Origin of the sequence: Streptomyces sp. NPDC056738 (genome assembly GCF_042790435.1) — a bacterium.
Taxonomy (GTDB): Bacteria; Actinomycetota; Actinomycetes; order Streptomycetales; family Streptomycetaceae; genus Streptomyces.
In genome coordinates this window covers 191757-209845 of sequence record NZ_JBHTZF010000008.1, presented here as the reverse complement: position 1 = coordinate 209845, position 18089 = coordinate 191757, and the positions used below count along the sequence as shown (strand labels likewise).

Annotated in this window: 12 protein-coding genes; 5 read left to right on the top strand and 7 right to left on the bottom strand. The window is 72.6% G+C overall.

Annotated elements, in window-relative coordinates:
• Positions 1-23: 23 nt before the first annotated feature.
• Entirely contained in the window at positions 24-1502 is a 1479-nt protein-coding gene (locus tag ACFRIC_RS22465) for a sugar transferase (RefSeq protein ID WP_382788382.1), read from the bottom strand.
• A 536-nt stretch (positions 1503-2038) separates the two neighbouring features.
• Positions 2039-3283, bottom strand: coding sequence for a magnesium and cobalt transport protein CorA (locus ACFRIC_RS22460; protein ID WP_382788380.1), 1245 nt, complete (start codon positions 3281-3283; stop codon positions 2039-2041).
• Between the two features lie 158 nt (positions 3284-3441).
• Here ACFRIC_RS22460 and ACFRIC_RS22455 point away from each other — a divergent pair, with 158 nt between their 5' ends.
• Positions 3442-4548, top strand: a complete 1107-nt coding sequence (locus tag ACFRIC_RS22455) for a winged helix DNA-binding domain-containing protein (protein ID WP_382788378.1) — start codon at positions 3442-3444, stop codon at positions 4546-4548.
• Between the two features lie 164 nt (positions 4549-4712).
• Here ACFRIC_RS22455 and ACFRIC_RS22450 read toward each other — a convergent pair whose 3' ends face one another.
• The 3 genes from ACFRIC_RS22450 to ACFRIC_RS22440 form a co-directional block, all read right to left on the bottom strand.
• A complete protein-coding gene (locus ACFRIC_RS22450) occupies positions 4713-5504 on the bottom strand; it encodes a S1 family peptidase (RefSeq protein ID WP_382788376.1) in 792 nt (263 codons plus the stop codon).
• A gap of 493 nt (positions 5505-5997) precedes the next feature.
• Positions 5998-8847 carry an AAA family ATPase gene (locus tag ACFRIC_RS22445; RefSeq protein ID WP_382788374.1) on the bottom strand — a complete coding sequence of 950 codons (2850 nt, stop codon included), beginning with the start codon at positions 8845-8847 and terminating at the stop codon, positions 5998-6000.
• A gap of 152 nt (positions 8848-8999) precedes the next feature.
• Complete coding sequence (locus ACFRIC_RS22440; protein ID WP_382788372.1) at positions 9000-9851, bottom strand: response regulator transcription factor; 852 nt, start codon at positions 9849-9851, stop codon at positions 9000-9002.
• Positions 9852-9952: 101 nt separating this feature from the next.
• On the opposite strand from ACFRIC_RS22440, the gene ACFRIC_RS22435 reads away from it, so the two are divergent.
• Both ACFRIC_RS22435 and ACFRIC_RS22430 read left to right on the top strand, forming a co-directional pair.
• A complete protein-coding gene (locus ACFRIC_RS22435; protein WP_382788370.1) occupies positions 9953-11632 on the top strand; it encodes an AMP-binding protein in 1680 nt (559 codons plus the stop codon).
• Positions 11629-13236 carry an AMP-binding protein gene (locus ACFRIC_RS22430; RefSeq protein ID WP_382788368.1) on the top strand — a complete coding sequence of 536 codons (1608 nt, stop codon included), beginning with the start codon at positions 11629-11631 and terminating at the stop codon, positions 13234-13236. Before ACFRIC_RS22435 ends, ACFRIC_RS22430 begins: the two co-directional genes overlap by 4 nt.
• Positions 13237-13392: 156 nt before the next feature.
• On the opposite strand, the gene ACFRIC_RS22425 is transcribed toward ACFRIC_RS22430, so the two are convergent.
• Positions 13393-14361: a hypothetical protein gene (locus ACFRIC_RS22425; protein ID WP_382788366.1), complete on the bottom strand. Its 969-nt coding sequence runs from the start codon at positions 14359-14361 to the stop codon at positions 13393-13395.
• Between the two features lie 214 nt (positions 14362-14575).
• Between ACFRIC_RS22425 and gcl the strand changes: the two genes are divergently transcribed.
• Both gcl and ACFRIC_RS22415 read left to right on the top strand, forming a co-directional pair.
• The gene (gcl, locus tag ACFRIC_RS22420; protein WP_382788364.1) at positions 14576-16360 is read left to right on the top strand and encodes a glyoxylate carboligase; all 1785 of its coding nucleotides are present in this window, start codon (positions 14576-14578) and stop codon (positions 16358-16360) included.
• A 98-nt stretch (positions 16361-16458) separates the two neighbouring features.
• Positions 16459-17367: an alpha/beta fold hydrolase gene (locus ACFRIC_RS22415; protein ID WP_382788362.1), complete on the top strand. Its 909-nt coding sequence runs from the start codon at positions 16459-16461 to the stop codon at positions 17365-17367.
• On the opposite strand, the gene ACFRIC_RS22410 is transcribed toward ACFRIC_RS22415, so the two are convergent.
• The gene (locus tag ACFRIC_RS22410) at positions 17336-17923 is read right to left on the bottom strand and encodes a TIGR04222 domain-containing membrane protein (protein ID WP_382788360.1); all 588 of its coding nucleotides are present in this window, start codon (positions 17921-17923) and stop codon (positions 17336-17338) included. The genes ACFRIC_RS22415 and ACFRIC_RS22410 overlap by 32 nt on opposite strands.
• Positions 17924-18089 lie beyond the last annotated feature (166 nt).

Below are 18089 nucleotides of genomic sequence, written 5' to 3'. Positions count from 1 at the left end.
TGCCGGACGACGCCCTCCGCGCATCAATAGGCCCCCTGCCCGTAGAGCACCGCACGCAGCGTCTTCCACAAGATCACTGTGTCCAGGGCGAGCGACCAGTCCTCCACGTACCGGAGGTCCAGCCGCACCGCCTCCTCCCACGACAGGTCGCTGCGTCCGCTGATCTGCCACAGGCCGGTCAGCCCGGGCTTGACCAGCAGCCGCCGCCGGATGTCCGGGCCGTACGCGGCGGACTCCTCCGGTAACGGAGGCCGCGGACCGACGAGCGACATCGATCCGGCCAACACATTGAGAAGCTGCGGGAGTTCGTCGATCGAGTACCGGCGCAGCACTGCTCCGACCCGGGTCACCCGCGGATCCCGGCGGACCTTGAACAACAGGCCGGCACCTTCGTCGAGGCCGGCCAGTTCCGCACGCGCCTTGTGGGCCCCGGAGACCATGGTGCGGAACTTGAGGATCGTGAACTCGCGGCCGTTCTTGCCGACCCGGCGCTGGCGGTAGAACGCTCCGCCCCGGCTGTCCAGCATCACGAGCAGGGCGACGAGCACCATCAGCGGCGCGAACAGCAGCAGCAGGACGGCCGCGCCCAGCCGGTCGACGACCACCTTGACCGCGCGGCGGCCGCCGGTGAAGGTCGGCATGCTGACCCGCAGCAGCGGGATCCCGAGCACCGCGTCGACGTGCAGCCGCGGACCGGCCACCTCCATCAGCACGGGGGCCACGACCATCTCCGCGTCGCTGCCCTCCAGGTTCCAGGCCAGCCGTTGCAGCCGGTCCGGCGACCAGTGCGGGTCCGGGGTGACCGCCACGACGCGGTAGCCGTCGCGGTGCACATGGTTCGCGACGTCCGCCAGCCGGCCGACGACCGGCACTCCGTCGAGCTGGTCACCGTCGAATCCGTGACCGTCCGTCGTGCAGACCGCCTCCACCCGCCAGCCGAGGTGCGGGAACTTGCGGGTGCGGGTGACCAGATCGCGCACGGTGGCGGGGCTGCCGGCGGCGAGCACCGGTCGCAGACACCGGCCTTCCTTCCGCTGCTTGTGCAGCCACAGCCGCAGCAGATAGCGCACCGTCATGGTCACGATCGCGATCGCGGGGATCGCGACGAAGATCCAGAGTTTGATGTTGCGCGAGGTGAGGGCGATCCCGCCGAGCGCCAGGACCACGGTCGCCGCGAACAGCGAGCGTCCCAGCCGGCGGAATTCCTCCGCGCCCTGGCCTAAGACGGCCGGAGCCCACGCACGGCTCACCGCCAGTGCCCCCAGCACCAGCAGTTCGGTGCCGAACGCGAGGATGCCCCACTTCTCATGCCAGTTGGCCGCGTCCCGGGCACCGAAGAAGTTGCCGATGGACGCCACGACGACGGCCGTGGCGACCATGTCACTCGTGATCACGGTACGGCGGTAACGCTGCTCCCAGTCGGTCGCAGGCTGATGCATCGCCCCGTCCGTCAGACGCTCGCGCGCAGACGGAAACGGACGTACTAGTCCCCCTTGCCGCACAGAACCCCCCAGGTTCCAGTGGTTCGACGTGTTCGCCTAACACTGTTTCTCGCCACCGGGAGGCACCCCCGCCCCCCGTGCCGCGCCGCGCTGTTCCTCCCCCCGGGAGGCCCCCGCCTCCCGCGCCGCGCTGTGTGTCCGGAATCCCCGTGGAGAAGCCGGGTGCTCCCCGCACCCGAACCCGTCAGGGTTCCGAGGACCGACCGCCCCCGTGTCTGGCGTCCAGGAGGCCAATGCTGGCATTCCTGGCGCCGGACCTATAGATCATTATTGGTCGCCTCATGTCCGAACAGCTGAAGCACGGTCAATCTAGACCATCAGGGCCGCTATGAAGAGGGGGATGTGTGGAATTTGTGTTCAAGATTTGGTGCCGGTTCCGCCGACGGTTGTCCCCCTCCGGGCGCTTTGACCCCACCGTGCCCTTGAGCAGCACTTCCTCGGCGGGCGGCCGTTGACGATCGACGAGCCTCAACAGGCCTTCCACAGAGCACAGTTCGGCAAACCGGCCGATGTGGAACCGTCGCCCTCGGCGTCGCTCAGAGCCAGTCGCGCCGTTTGAAGACGATGTAGAGGCTCGTGCACACCACCGCCATCAGCACGATCGCGAAGGGATAGCCCAACACCCAGTGCAGCTCCGGCATGTGACTGAAGTTCATGCCGTAGATCGTCCCGACCAGAGTCGGTGCGAAGAGGATGGCGGCCCAGCTCGAGATCTTCTTGATCTCCTCGTTCTGCTCGAAGCCCGCTTCCGCCAACGCCCGCATCTCGGCGTTCTGTTGCTGGGTCACGAGCGTCGCGTTGACCGTGAGGATGTCGGTGAGCGCCTGGCGGAATCCGTCCACCCGCTCACTGGTGTGCGTGACGTGGTCGGCGACGTCACGGAGGTAGCGCTGGAGCTCCTCGTCCGTGCGGTACTTGGCGAAGCCGGCCATCAGGCTGTGCAGCATGCCCACCAGCGGGCGGGTGGCCCGCTGGAACTCGACCATCTCGCGGGAGAGTTCGTAGATGCGGCGGGACACGGCGGGGTCGCCGCGGAAGACCTCGGTCTCGATCTCGTCGATGTCGTTCTGGACGCCGGAGACCACCGGGACGTAACCGTCGACGACGGAGTCGAGGATCGCGTAGAGGACGGCCTCCGGGCCGAGCCGCAGCAGCTCCGGGCTGCCCTCCATGCGGCGGCGTACCGCCGAGAGGTCCGGTGCCGCGCCGTGCCGCACCGTGATCACGAAGTCCGGCCCCACGAACACGTGCAGCTCGCCGAAGTCGACCTCCTCGGCCGCGTCCAGATAGCGGGCGGCGCTCAGGACGACGAAGAGCGTCTCCCCGTAGCGTTCCAGCTTCGGCCGCTGGTGCGCCTCCATCGCGTCCTCGACGGCCAGCGGATGCAGATCGAACTCGGCGGCCAGCGAATGGAGTTCGGCCGCCGTCGGACGGGCCAGACCGATCCACGCCATGCCGTCCGGCTGCTCGCGCAGCTCGCGGAAGGTCTCGGCCAGCGAGGCGGGCGTCGACACCCGTACCCCGTCGCGGTACAGCGCGGACTGGACGACGCTGACGACCTCGGTGGGCTCCGCCTCGGGCGGCGCCTCCCGCGGCGGTGTGTGCCTCGGGGGCGGCGACGACGACGGCGGGGTCAGGGCGCGCCGCCAGAGCGACTTCCGCGCGTCCCTCGAGCGCTTTCGCCCCCCGGGGCTCGCGGGCTCCCTCGCCTCCCCGGAGCCGTCCGTGTCCCCCGGACCACTGCGGTCGTCCGAGGCTGAGCGTGCGCGTCGCTCGGACATCGCGGCTGCCTCCAGGGTCGAACGTACGTCTGCGCGATCTCCGAGCAGGATATACGGGGCAAACGGCCCGCGTACCGTCACCGGACGGTGTTCCGTGGGACGGGCCGGGCGGGAGTCGCGGACAGAGGGTGTCCGCGAGGGGGAATAGCGTGCCGGGTATGACAAGGACGACCGCGACGGCCCCCGTGCTCGGCACCCGCGCCCTCAACCGCGCGACCCTCGACCGTCAGCTCCTGCTGCGCCGCTCCCCGACGGCCGCGACCGCCGCCGTCGAGCACCTCCTCGGCCTCCAGGCGCAGAACGTGAAGCCGCCGTACTACGCCCTCGCGGCCCGCCTGGACGGCTTCCGGCCCGAGCACCTGTCGACGGCCATGGAGGAACGTGACGTCGTCCGCATCGTCACCATGCGCTCCACCATCCACACGCACACCGCCGACGACGCCCTCACCCTGCGTCCGCTGGTCCAGGCCGCCCGCGACCGGGAGCTGGGCCAGTTCCGCAAGGGCCTCACCGGCGTCGACCTGGACCGGCTCGCCGCGATCGGCCGCGAACTGGTGGAGAGCGGACCGCGCACCATGAAACAGCTCCGGGAGGCACTGCTCGCCCAGTGGCCGGAAGCCGACCCCTTCGCCCTCTCCGTCGCGGCCCGCTGCACCCTGCCCCTCGTCCAGGTCACCCCGCGCGGCCTGTGGGGCCGCAGCGGCCAGGTCGCCCTCACCACCGCCGAGCACTGGCTGGGCCGCCCCGCCGAACCCGCCCCCGCGCCCGACGCGACCGTGCTGCGCTATCTCGCCGCCTTCGGTCCCGCCTCGGTCAAGGACATGCAGACCTGGGCCGGCCTCACCCGGCTCCGCGAGGTCTTCGAGCGGCTGCGGCCCGCTCTGGCGGTGTTCCGCGACGAGAACGGAGTGGAGCTGTTCGACCTGCCCGACGCGTCCCGGCCCGACCCGGACACCCCCGCCCCGCCCCGCTTCCTGCCCGAGTTCGACAACCTGCTGCTGTCCCACGCCGACCGCTCCCGGGTCGTCCCCGCGGACCTCAAGGGGCGTACGTGGCGGGGCAATCAGGCCTACCGCACCCTGCTCGTCGACGGTTTCGTGTCCGGCCTGTGGAAGCTGGAGGAGGGCGCGCTGGTCGTCGAACCCTTCGGCAGGCTCACCGGGGCGCGGCGCGGCGAGGTCGTCGCGGAGGCGGAGCGGATGCTGGCGACGATGCACGCGGGCGAGGACCACGACATCCGGTTCGGCACGGTCGCGGGGCCCTGAGATGCCGGCGGACGGGGTGCGACGCGGGGAAGCCGTCCGCCGGCAGGTATCGGGAGCGCGCCCTCGGCCGAGGGGCATTGGATGAGGGGCGTTGCGGGCCGCTCGTGGAGGCTCGCAACGCCCCTCGGCTTTTACCTGAGGGGTACTCAGGAGATCATCGTTCCCTACGAGTCGACCTGCTCGGTCACCAGGCTGGAGAACGTCGTCAGGCGGGTGTAGACCCCCGGATAGCCGGCCTCCGCGCAGCCCTCTCCCCAGGAGGTGATGCCGGCCAGCACTCCGTTGATGAGCAGCGGGCCACCGCTGTCGCCCTGGCAGGTGTCGACGCCGCCGGCGTCGTAACCCGCGCAGACCATGTCGGAGGCAACGAAGTTGGAGCCGTACGAGGCCGCGCAACTGGAGTCCGACACGATCGGGACGGTCGCGGTGCGGAGCTGGTTGGAGGACGTGCCGTTTTCCGAGGTGGTGCCCCAGCCCACGATGCGGGCCTCGGCGCCGGTGGCGTACACGCCGGTGTCGGAGCCGGAGACGTACGGTGCCGGGGTGTACGGCATCGGCGTGGTCAGGGTCAGTACGGCCACGTCGTCGCCGTCGGTGGCGTCCGTGTAGTCGGGGTTGATCCAGATCTTGCCGACGGTGCCCACGGTGCCGTCCGTGCCGTTGAGGAAGGTCCTCCCGCCCACCACACGGATACTGCCGGTCGTCTCGCCCGACATGCAGTGGGCCGCGGTCACGACCTTGTCCGGGGCGACGAGGGTGCCGCCGCAGAACTGGTTCTGCCTGGCGTCGGTGATCTGCATCATGAACGGGTACGCGCTGGTCGTGGTCGTCGTGCCGCCGACGATGGGCTGGGGAACGGCCGCGGCGGACGGGGCTCCGAGCAGCGTGGTCGTGGCTGCCGCGGCGGTCGCCGCACAAAGGGCTGCGCTGTTCTTGAGGCGGATGAGCCCGAACATCGGTCTCCTTGAAAGTTGCCGGTGGGGGGACGCACGGGTGTGTGTGGGGGGAGTCACGGCACCTCTGGATGGGGTGTCGTAGGCCCGAGCGAGCGGCACGCCCACACGCTAGGGGGTGTGACCGCTCTCTCCCAATGAGGGAACCCCCTAGTGGAGACGGGGGAGGGAAAACCCTTGCGGGGCGCGGACCGTGTTTGACACGGGCGCCGTCCGGTCGGTCCCGGCCAGGCGGGCCCGCCCGTCCGGCGCACGTTCACCCGAAGGAGTCACCCAGCAGCCATACCGCCCTGGCCGGGAGCTCTACCGGTGTCGGCCGGAGCGTCACCGTTCCGGCCCGCAGTCTCACCGGTCCGGCCGCTTCCCGCGTGCCCCGCGTCACCGTTTCGGCCCGTACCGCCGCCGGGCCCGCGCGGCTCCCGACGGCCACCGGCCCGGCCCCGACGGCCTCCGCAGGCGGTTCGGTCCCGGTGTCGCCCAAGGGGCCGGGGGAGCGTCAGTCGGGCCTGCGTTCCGCCGCCAGCCGCACGATGTCGACCCGTGACCGTATCCCCAGCTTCCGGTACACCCGGGTGAGCGTGGCCTCGACGGTCTTGACGCTGATGAACAGGCGCCCGGCGATCTCCCGGTTCGTGGCGCCCTCCATGACCAGGGCGGCGACCTGGCGCTCGGTGGCCGCGAGGGTGTCGAGGGCGGCGGGGGCGAGCGGCGGCGCGGCCGGCGGGTGCGCGGCGGCCGACTCGACCTGCCGGAGCCAGGGCAGGGCCCGGCACCGGCGGAACAGCCGGGCCGCCTCGTCGTAGGAGGTGGGCCCCGGCACGGCCGTACCGCCCGCCCGCGCGGACCCCGGAACGTGCGGGAAGGCGCGCAGCCCGGCGAGGGCGTACGCGGCACGGGCCTCCTCCAGGCCGTAGCCCAGCTTGCCGAGGCGGTCCTGCGCGGAGGCCAACTGGCGCTCCGCGGATCCCTGTTCCCCGCGCGCGGCCCGCACCAGCGCCTCGGCGCGGTCGAGCACGGCGAGCACGCTCTCGCGCTCCAGCCGCAGTGCGCGCCTGCGGGTCACGTCGATGACGTCCTGCGCCTCGGCGACCTCACCGATCCGGACCAGGGCCTCGGCGAGATCCCCGTGCCAGCGGCCCCGGGCCGGGTCGATGACACCGAGACTCTCCTCCAGCTCCCGGACCCGGCGCAGGGAGTGGACCGCGGCCGACGCGTCCCCGGCGACGAGCTGGGCGTGCCCGAGGGCGCCGAGGGCGCGGGAGAGGTAGACGAGGTCGCCGTCGTCCTCGGCGCGGTCCACGGCCTCGTGGGCGAGCGAGAGCGCGCGGTCCACGTCACCGCCGGCCGCCTCGGCGAGCGAGGTGAACATGGCGGTGGCCGCCTCGCCGATGCCGGTGTCGCGGGCCAGCCGCAGGCTCTCCCGGGCCAGGTCGAGGGCACGGCCGCAGTGACCGGAGCGCAGTTCGGTCTCGGCGAGGCCGCGCAGGAAGTGCAGTTCGCTCTCGACCATGCCGCGCCGCTGCACCTCGCGCAGCAGCGCGGTGATGGCCGTACGGGCCTCGGCGAGCCGGTCGCCCATGATGAGCCAGCGGAAACGGGCGGCGCCGGCCCCGTTGTGGTCGCAGGCGACCCGCGGGTCCTGCGGCTCGCGCATGGCCCGCTGGATGGTCGCGGGCGCGTCCGCGTGCCCCATCAGGGTCTCCATCTGCGCCTGGAAACCGAGTGCGAGGAGTTCCGTGCGCCGGTCACCGGCGCGCGCCGCGAGCCGCGCGGCCCGCGCGGCCTCCTCGCGGGCCTTGGTCATCTCACCGTCCATCAGCAGCGCCCGCCAGGCGAGCTGGTAGCGCACCAGGGCGACGAGGCCGGGGTCGTCGCCCGCGTCGGCGAGCGCCTGCGGGAAGACGGCGTCGATCTCGGCCATGGCCTGTCCAGCGGAGTCGACGACGACCATCCAGGCCCGGACCCGTTCGGCGGGGGCGGTGGCTCGTGACAGCACCTGGCGAGCGATGTCCCGGGCGAGGTCCGTCTCCCCGGCCGTCAGCGCGTCCTCGGCCGCCTGGAGGCGCCGTTCGTCCGCGCCCGGCCGGGTGCCGGCCGGGGTGTGCCGGGCGGCGAGCAGGCCGAGCCCGACGGCGACGGAGGGAGCGCCGCGGTCACGGGCGGCGGCCGCGGCCTCGCCGAGCCGGGCGGCGACCGCGGGGTCCGTGCCGGTGGTGGCCAGCGCCAGGTGCCGGGCCCGCTCGATGGGATCGGAGGCCGCGCGGGACAGCGCGGAGTGCGCGGCGCGTCGCTCCTGTGCGTCGGCCTCCGCGTACAGGGCGGCCGAGACCAGGGGGTGCGCGAAACGGATGCCCGGTGTCTCGCGTTCGGTGGCGAGGAGCCCGAGGGCGGCGGCCGAGGCGGTCTCCGCCTCCGCGTTCTCCCGGCCCGCGGCGTGCAGCAGGGCCAGGGTCGGGCGGGCGCCGGCGCTCACCACGAGCAGGGTGCGGCGGGCCTCGGCGGACAGCATGTCCAGACGGCTGAGGACGAGCGCCCGCAGCGAGGTCGGTACGGGGAGCGGTTCGCCCGGGCTCGGCCGGGTCGGCGACTCGGCGAGGGCACGGCCCAGCTCCAGCGCGAAGAGCGGATTTCCGCCGCTGGTGCGGTGGATGTCGCGCACGGTGGAGCGCGGCAGGCCGGTGTAGCCGCGCTGTGCGAGGAGTTCGGCCACCTTGGCGCGGGCCAGCGGGGCGACCCGCAGGGCCAGGGTCTCCGGGACGGACGCGCGCAGAAAGCGGTCGTGGTCCTGTGCCTGGGGCTCGGTCTCCGTACGGACCGCGGTGAGCATGCGGACCGGGGTGCCGCCGAGCCTGCGGGCGGCGAAGCCCAGGAGTTCGGCGCTGGCCGGGTCGAGCCACTGGAGGTCGTCGGCGACGATCAGCACCGGTCCGCGCGCGGCCAGTGCGCGGAACGCCGACAGCACCGCGAGCCGCAGCGCCAGACCGTCGCGCTGGAGGGTGGACTCACCGCGGCCGGTGAGCGCCGACTCCAGGGCGGTGCGCTGCGGGGCGGGCAGCCGGTCGGCTATCTCGTCGACGACCAGACCGAGGAGGTCGGCCAGCGCGAGGAAGGGGAGATGGGATTCGGACTCGGTGGCCGAGCAACGCAACACGGTCCGCGCCGATTCGGCGCATTCGGCGGCCAGCGCCCGCAGAACGGTCGACTTTCCTATTCCCGCGGGCCCGTGGACGAGCACACTGCCGCCGTCGGAGAGCTGCTCGCGTGCCGCGGCGAAGAGTTCCTCCCGGCCGATGACCAGGTCGGGGCGCGGTCTCGCAGGTTCCCTGAAGTCCCCTCGCACGGTCACCGCTCCCCTCGTGTGTCGTGTCCTGGCCAATATTAGGCAACGTCTCTTTGAATTTCGGACAGTCCGGGTGGTGAGGGAAATAACAGATGGTACGCATACGTCATTTCACGGTCCGGACGATTGAATGAAGGGTCCCGCGACGGGGCGGTCCGCTAGGGCAGCACCCCCGCCCGGCGCGCGGCCACGACGGCCTCCAGACGGGTGTGCGCGCCGAGCCGGCGCATCGCCGAACGCAGATACGCCTTCACGGTCTCCGGGCGCAGGCCCAGCCGCTCGGCGGCGGACGCGTTGGTCGCGCCCGCCGCGACACAGGCGAGGACGTCCACCTCGCGCGGGGCCAGCACGACCTCGTGGACCGCTCCCTCGGACGGCGACGCCGCGTCGGCCAGCCGGCCGCACACGGAGAGCAGTTCGGCCCGCAGCCCCGGGTCGGCGATCCGCGGCGCCAGCGCCCGCAGCGCCCCGTGCGCCTCCCGCACCTCCTCCCAGGCCGCGTCCCCCGTCGCCCCCGGCGCCGGGCCGGGCTCGCGGACGACACCCAGCAGCTCGTGCGCCGCGTCCCTGACGACCAGCGCCTGTTCCACGTCCCGGGCCGCCGCGACGGCCGCCCCCAGCGTGCGGTCGCCCAGCGGCTGGGCCGTCCGCAGGGCGCCGTACAGCACACCGCGCACCCGGCGCCGTACGACGACGGGAACCGCGAGGACGGAACACAGCCCCTCCGTCGCCACCGCCAGGTCGTACTCGTGGCTGATCTGCCGTGAGGCCGGATAGTCGCTCACCGCGCAGGGCCGGGCGAGGGCCACCGCCTTGCCGCCCAGGCCGTTGCCGGACGAGACCGCCAGCGCGCTCAGCGCGGCCGTCGCCGTACCGCTCAGCTCGCTGATGCGCACCAGCCGCCCGCCGGAGTCGACCAGGCCGCCGAAGGCCACCGGCAGCCCCGTGGCACGCCGCAGCCGCGCCAGCGCGGCGCGTACTTCCACCGACTCGGCCGTGTCCGCTGCCACCTGCTCGTCCCTTCATCGCGGGCCACCCCCGTTCGGGGGTGGTGAGACCTGCATCACGGAATACACGATGGTAGGCGGCGGTCCGGCAACGAGGAGGACACATGACGGCGACAACGGGCAGGGCGGACGAGTTCCGAGCCGCACGGGACTTCCTGCTGAAGCACCGTTCGGACTACACCACGGCGTACGAGGGCTTTAGCTGGCCCCGCCCGGAGCACTTCAACTGGGCCCTCGACTGGTTCGACGTCATCGCGCGGGACAACGACCGCACCGCCCTGCACATCGTGGAGGAGGACGGCGGACGTGTCGAGGTCTCCTTCGCCGCGATGTCCGAGCGCTCCGACCGGGTCGCCAACTGGCTGCGCGAGCGGGGTGTGGGAGCCGAGGACCGCGTCCTCGTCATGCTCGGCAACCAGGCCGAGCTGTGGGAGACGGCGCTGGCCGCGATGAAGCTGCGGGCCGTCGTCATCCCGGCCACCCCGCTGCTCGGCCCCGCCGACCTGGCCGACCGGATCGAACGCGGCCGGGTGCGGCACGTCGTCGTCCGCTCCGAGGACACCGCCAAGTTCGACGCGGTGCCCGGTGACTACACCCGGATCGCCGTCGGCGGCACGCGCCCCGGCTGGCAGGCGTACGAGGAGACGGCCGACGCAGACCGCGTCTTCGAGCCCGACGGCCCCACCCACGCGGACGACCCCCTGATGCTCTACTTCACCTCGGGCACCACCGCTCAGCCCAAGCTCGTGGAGCACACCCACGTCTCGTACCCCATCGGCCACCTGGCCACCATGTACTGGATCGGGCTCGAACCCGGGGACGTCCACCTGAACATCTCCTCACCCGGGTGGGCCAAGCACGCCTGGTCGAACCTCTTCGCGCCCTGGAACGCGGAGGCGACCGTCTTCCTCTACAACTACACGCGCTTCGACGCGGGCCGGCTGATGGCCGAGATGGACCGGGCCGGCGTCACCACCTTCTGCGCCCCGCCCACCGTGTGGCGCATGCTCATCCAGGCCGACCTGGGCCTGCTGCGGACCCCGCCGCGCGAGGTCGTCGCCGCGGGCGAGCCGCTGAACCCCGAGGTCATCGAGCAGGTCAGGCGCGCCTGGGGCGTCACCATCCGGGACGGCTTCGGGCAGACCGAGACCGCCGTCCAGGTGTCCAACAGCCCCGGCCAGCCGCTCAAGACCGGCTCCATGGGCCGTCCCAGCCCCGGCTTCCGCGTCGAACTGCTCGACCCGGTCACGGGCGCGCCCGGCGCCTCGGAGGGCGAGATCTCGCTCGACCTGTCCGCCCACCCCGTCGGCCTGATGACCGGCTACCACGGCGACCCCGACCGTACGGCGGAGGCGATGGCCGGCGGCTACTACCGCACCGGGGACATCGGCTCGCGCGACGCCGACGGCTACATCACCTACATCGGCCGCGCGGACGACGTGTTCAAGGCCTCCGACTACAAGATCTCGCCCTTCGAGCTGGAGAGCGCGCTCCTGGAACACGAGGCGGTCGCCGAGGCCGCCGTGGTCCCGGCCCCCGACGAACTGCGCCTGGCCGTCCCGAAGGCGTACATCGTCCTCGCGGCCGGGTACGAGCCGGGACCCGACATCGCCAAGGTCCTCTTCGAGCACGCGCGCACGGTCCTCTCACCGTACAAGCGCATCCGCCGCCTGGAGTTCGGCGAGCTGCCCAAGACCGTCTCCGGCAAGATCCGCCGGATCGAGCTGCGCGAGGCCACGGCCGCCGGCTCGGACGCCGAGTACCGCGAGGAGGACTTCCGGTGAGTGAACTGTCGTACGCGCACGGGACGGGCGGCACGGCGCTGCTCGGCGACACCATCGGGGCCAACCTCGACCGGGCGGTCGCCGCCTGGCCGGAGAGGGAGGCGCTGGTCGACGTGCCCTCGGGCCGGCGCTGGACGTACGCCCGGTTCGGCGCGGCCGTCGACGAGCTGGCGTACGCGCTGCTCGCGTCCGGGGTCGCCAAGGGCGACCGGGTGGGCATCTGGGCGGTCAACTGCCCCGAGTGGGTGCTCGTCCAGTACGCCACCGCCCGCATCGGCGCGATCATGGTGAACATCAACCCGGCCTACCGCACCCACGAGGTCGAGTACGTCCTGAACCAGGCCGGGATCTCGCTGCTCTTCGCCTCCCTCAGCCACAAGAGCAGCGACTACCGCGCGATGGTCGAGGAAGTCCGGGGCAGGTGCCCGCGGTTGAGGGAGGCCGTGTACATCGGCGACCCGGGCTGGGACGCGTTCGTCCGTCGGGGGACCCCCGACCTGCGGGGAGAACTCCAGGCGCGTGAGGCCGAGTTGTCCTGTGACGACCCGATCAACATCCAGTACACGTCAGGGACGACCGGGTTCCCGAAGGGGGCCACGCTCTCCCACCACAACATTCTCAACAACGGCTACTTCGTCGGGGAGTTGATCTCCTACTCGGAGCAGGACCGGGTCTGCATCCCCGTGCCCTTCTATCACTGCTTCGGCATGGTCATGGGCAATCTGGCCGCCACCTCGCACGGTGCGTGCATGGTGATCCCGGCCCCGTCGTTCGACCCGGCGGCGACGCTGCGGGCCGTGCAGCAGGAGCGGTGCACGTCGCTGTACGGCGTCCCCACCATGTTCATCGCGGAGTTGAACCTCCCCGACTTCGCGGCGTACGACCTGTCCACCCTGCGCACCGGCATCATGGCGGGCTCGCCCTGCCCGGTCGAGGTGATGAAGCGCGTGGTCGCCGAGATGCACATGGAGGAGGTGTCCATCTGCTACGGCATGACGGAGACCTCACCCGTCTCGCTCCAGACGCGCCGGGACGACGACCTGGAGCACCGCACCGGCACGGTCGGCCGGGTGCTGCCGCACCTGGAGGTGAAGGTCGTCGACCCGGTGGACGGGGTGACCCGGCCGCGTGGGACCGCAGGAGAGCTGTGCACCCGCGGCTACAGCGTGATGCTCGGCTACTGGAACGAGCCGGAGAAGACCGCCGAGGCCGTCGACGCGGGGCGCTGGATGCACACGGGCGACCTCGCCGTGATGCGCGAGGACGGGTACGTCGAGATCGTCGGGCGCATCAAGGACATGATCATCCGGGGCGGCGAGAACATCTATCCGCGCGAGATCGAGGAGTTCCTGTACGCCCACCCGAAGATCGCCGACGTGCAGGTGGTCGGCGTTCCTCACGAGCGCTACGGCGAGGAGGTGCTCGCCTGTGTCATCCCGCGCGATCCCGCCGACCCGCTCACGCTGGAGGAGCTGCGCGCCTTCTGCGAGGGCCGGCTGGCGCACTACAAGATCCCCAGCCGCCTCAGCATCCTGGAGACCTTCCCGATGACGGTCTCGGGGAAGGTGCGGAAGATCGAACTGCGGGAGACCTACGCCGAGTAGGCCCCCCGGGCCACCCGTGGCGGGCCACCGGTGGCGTGCTGTCGGTGCCGCCGCGGACGGATGCTCGGTGCCGGTGCCGGTGCCGGTGCCGGTGCCGGTGCCGGTGCCGGTGCCGGTGCCGATGCCGATGCCCGTGCCCGTGTCCGTGTCCGGTGTTCAGTCCGGGACGGCGATGAGTTCGGCGGCCGGGCTGTTCACCGGTTGCGGGGTGCCCGTGAGGTCCAGGACGAAGAGGGGGACGCCGAGGGTGTCGGCGCGGGCGCGGGCGTCCTCGTCGTAGCCGGCCAGGGAGAAGAACACGCAGTTCGCCGACTCCGTCATGGCCGTCAGCCACAGACACTCCACGTCCCGCAGCGAGGCCGGCCGCACCGTGGGGTCCACCTGGGCCAGGACGCCCCGCGCGGCGAGCCCGATGCCGGAGGTGGGCCGCTGGTCGGCACGCCGGATGTCGCGGTAGCCGAGCCAGCCCAGATACAGCGCGGCGGCGGTGACGGCGTCGCGGGCGGTACGGATGGCGACCGGCCGGAACATGGGCCTCCGGCCGGTCCCACCGTCGTGGCCGGAGCCGTTGTGGCCGGGGTGCCCGGGCCCCGCCCGACGGCCCCCGTCCGAGCCCTCCTCGGGACCGCCGCCCTCGGCCACTCCGTCCCCGGCGTTCCGCCCCCGGCGCGCCCCGTCCCCGGAGCCCCGGACGCCACCCTCCCCGTCCCGGTGTGCGCCGGACTCGGTCTCCCGAGGTGTGGCAGCGCCGGTTTCCCGGTGTGTGCCGGTACCCGCCGCCCCGTGTTCGGTCCGGGGTGTGGCCGGGTCGGGCTTCCGGGCCGGGTCCGTTCGCAGGGGGATGCGCAGGGTCGTTCCGCAGGGGCAGCCCAGCTCGGGCTGCGGCCACTGGCTCCCGCGGCCGCAGGCACCGCACCGGACCGTCGTCCATTCCTCGTCCCACGCCCGGTGGGTGACCGGGGTCGCCTCCGTGAGGTGGTCGAGCGGGGCCGTCACGGGCGATCCGCACACGCAGGGATAGGACGGCGCCGCGTACAGATGCTCGCGGCGGCAGGCCGGACACCGCACCGGCACGTTCTCGGCCATGGCCCACTCCAGGAACTCACGTCGGGACAGCGCGTCCATCGTCCTCCTGCCGGCGGCTTCCGGCAGCCGAACGCCGCGACGCGCACCGGCCCGTTCCCGAGCGCCGTCCACCCTTGACGCCCCCTGCCCCGACACTTAGATTGCTTCCAGATAGTAGAAGTTAGTTTCCGCAATGCGGAATAAGAAGCGGAATCGAGGCTCTCCGCGGGGCGCGACGGGAGCGCGAGTCCGACAGCCGAAGCAGGAGTACTCCATGGCTCGTATGACCGCTGCCCGCGCGGCAGTCGAGATCCTCAAGCGCGAGGGCGTCACGGACGCGTTCGGCGTTCCGGGTGCGGCGATCAACCCGTTCTATGCGGCGCTCAAGGCGGCCGGCGGGATCAGTCACACCCTCGCCCGGCACGTGGAGGGCGCCTCGCACATGGCGGAGGGCTACACCCGCACCCACCCGGGCAACATCGGCGTCTGCGTGGGCACTTCGGGACCCGCTGGCACCGACATGATCACCGGTCTGTACTCCGCGAGCGGCGACTCGATCCCGATCCTGTGCATCACCGGCCAGGCCCCGACCGCGGTGATCCACAAGGAGGACTTCCAGGCCGTCGACATCGCCTCGATCGCGCGCCCGGTGACCAAGATGGCCGTCACCGTGCTGGAGGCCGCGCAGGTCCCCGGCGTCCTCCAGCAGGCCTTCCACCTCATGCGCTCCGGACGCCCCGGGCCCGTGCTGGTCGACCTGCCCATCGACGTCCAGCTCACCGAGATCGAGTTCGACCCCTTGACGTACGCGCCTCTGCGGGCGTACAAGCCCGCCGCGACCCGCGCCCAGATCGAGAAGGCGATCGGACTGCTGAACGCCTCGGAGCGCCCGCTCATCGTGGCCGGCGGCGGGGTCGTCAACGCCGATGCCGCCGAACTCCTCGTCGAGTTCGCCGAGTTGACGGGCGTCCCGGTCGTCCCCACGCTCATGGGCTGGGGCGTCCTGCCCGACGACCACGAGCTCAACGCGGGCATGGTGGGCCTCCAGACCTCGCACCGCTACGGCAACGCCACCTTCCTGGAGTCCGACTTCGTCCTCGGCATCGGCAACCGCTGGGCCAACCGCCACACGGGCGCCCTGGACGTCTACACGGCCGGCCGGACCTTCGTGCACGTCGACATCGAACCCACCCAGCTCGGACGGATCTTCGCGCCGGACCTCGGCATCGCCTCCGACGCCGGGGCCGCCCTGGAACTCTTCGTCGAAGTGGCGAAGGAACTGAAGGCGGCGGGCGCGCTGCCCGACCGCTCCGCGTGGGCCGCCTCGGCACAGGAGAGGCGGGCCACCCTCCAGCGCCGGACGCACTTCGACGACGTCCCGATCAAGCCGCAGCGGGTCTACGAGGAGATGAACAAGGCCTTCGGCCCGGAGACCCGCTACGTCACCACGATCGGCCTCTCGCAGATCGCCGGCGCCCAGATGCTGCACGTCTACCGGCCGCGCCACTGGATCAACTGCGGCCAGGCGGGCCCGCTGGGCTGGACCGTCCCGGCCGCGCTCGGCGTCGCCAAGGCCGACCCCGGCGCGCAGGTCGTCGCGCTCTCCGGCGACTACGACTTCCAGTTCATGATCGAGGAACTGGCCGTCGGTGCCCAGCACAGGATCCCGTACGTCCATGTCCTGGTGAACAACGCCTACTTGGGTCTGATCCGGCAGGCACAGCTCGGTTTCGACATCGACTTCCAGGTCAACCTGGAGTTCGAGAACATCAACTCTCCGGAACTCGGCGTCTACGGCGTCGACCACGTCAAGGTCGTCGAGGGCCTCGGCTGCAAGGCGATCCGGGTCACCGACCCGGGCGAGCTCGGCGCCGCCTTCGAGCGGGCCAAGAAGCTCGCCGCCGAGTTCCAGGTCCCCGTCGTCGTCGAGGCGATCCTGGAGCGCGTCACCAACATCGCCATGAGCAGGACGAACGACATCGGAAACGTGGTCGAGTTCGAGGAGATCGCCACCGAGCCGGCCCACGCGCCCACCGCGATCAGGTCCTTGAAGGCCTGACCCGGACGCCCCTTCGCGCGCCGGGGCGGCCCGCCCCAAGGGGTGGGCCGCCCCGGCGCGTTGTTCCCAGGAGCGGGCCCGTCCGGCATGCTCGGCCCATGCGGATGACCGTCCCCACCCCCCTCGGCGCCATCGCCGTACGCCGCCTCGACCCCCTCCCCGGCGCCCGGCCGGCGGGGGCCCCGGCCCCGTCCGACGCCCCCGCTCTCCTGCTCCTGCACGCCAACCCGGGGGACGGCCGGGACTTCGACGCCGTGCTGCCGGCCCTCGCCGACCGGTACCGCACGTTCGTCGTGGACTGGCCCGGATACGGCGACTCGACCGCCCCGGAACCCGCGCTGGTCACGCCCGAGGCGCTGGTGCGGGTCGCGGAGCGGGTGATCGACGCGCTCGCCGACGAGCACGGTGTGCGGGAGGTCGCCGTGCTCGGCAACAGCGTCGGCGGCTATGTCGCGTGCCGGCTCGCCGAGGGTCCCCGTGCCGCGTCGGTGACCGCGCTCGTCCTGGTCGACCCGGCCGGCTTCACCCGGCACACCGCGCTCACCCGCTGGTTCTGCCGCGAGGTGATGGGCCGCCCCGCCCGTGCCCGCCGCCTCGTCGTCCCGCTGGCCCGCGCCTACCTGGGCCGGCTGGGCACCCCGAGCGCGCGCGAGACGTACGCCCGGGTGCGTCTGCTGCCACACGACGAGCGGAGGCTGGCGGTGCACTGCGCGCTCTGGCGGGGCCTCGCCGACCCGGACTTCGGCCTCAGGGACCCCGCCGCCCTCGGCGTGCCGATCCTGCTGCTGTGGGGGAGCCGCGATCCCGTCGTCCCCGCGTTCCTCGACGGCCGCCGGGCCCGGCGCGTCCTGCCCCGGGGGACCGTGAGCGTCCGGCTGCCCACGGCCCACGAGCCGTACAACGAACGCCCCGGACTCTTCCTGCGGCACGTCCTGCCGTTCCTGGAGAATCCGCGGGCGGTCACCGCGCGCCGGGTCAGGCCTGCCAGCCGCCCGCGCAGCCGGTGAACCCGCCGCCCCCCACGTCGCCGCCCCGGGTCAGGCCGGCCTCACCCCGGCCGCCGCGCCCCTTGAGGCCGGCGGCCTCGGTGAAACGCGGCACCAGCGCGGTCAGCGCCGTGTCGCCGTACAGGGCGACCGCGAGCAGGACGTCGGCCGGGGACAGGCCCTCCGGTCCGGCGGGAAGCGGGGTCGCGGCACGCAGTTCCCGCAGGACACGCCGGGCGGCGCGCGTCCGGCGCGGGGGCAGGCGGCGCAGCAGTCCGGCCGCGGCGGCCTCGCCGCGCAGCTCCGCCAGCGCCCGTCGCACGCGCGGGCGGTCCATCAACTCCCGCAGTCCCGTCGGGAGGTAGAGCGAGCCGCGCACGGCCTTCTCGAGGGCGGGCGCCGACCCGAAGGACGTGCCCGGTGCGGGGTTCGAGGTCCGTATCGTGCCGGCCGGGCCCGGGGTCACCGCGCCCCGCAGATGCAGGGCGACCAGGGCGACCTTCACGGCCGCGCGGGGCCCGCCACGCAGCAGCGCGACGGTCTGAGGCCTTGGCCCGACCGCCGCGCTCCCGCTCATGGTGCTACCCCCGTGCCCCCGTTCGGGACCCGCCGCCCCCGTGCCGGCGGGCCCCGTGTGCCGAGGATGTGCCCTATCCGGCGGCAGGTGAAGTCCCCGGGGCGGTGTTCAGAGGTTGATTTGAGGGTTCCGTAGGCGTCCTACGCCCGCTTGCGTACGGAAGGAG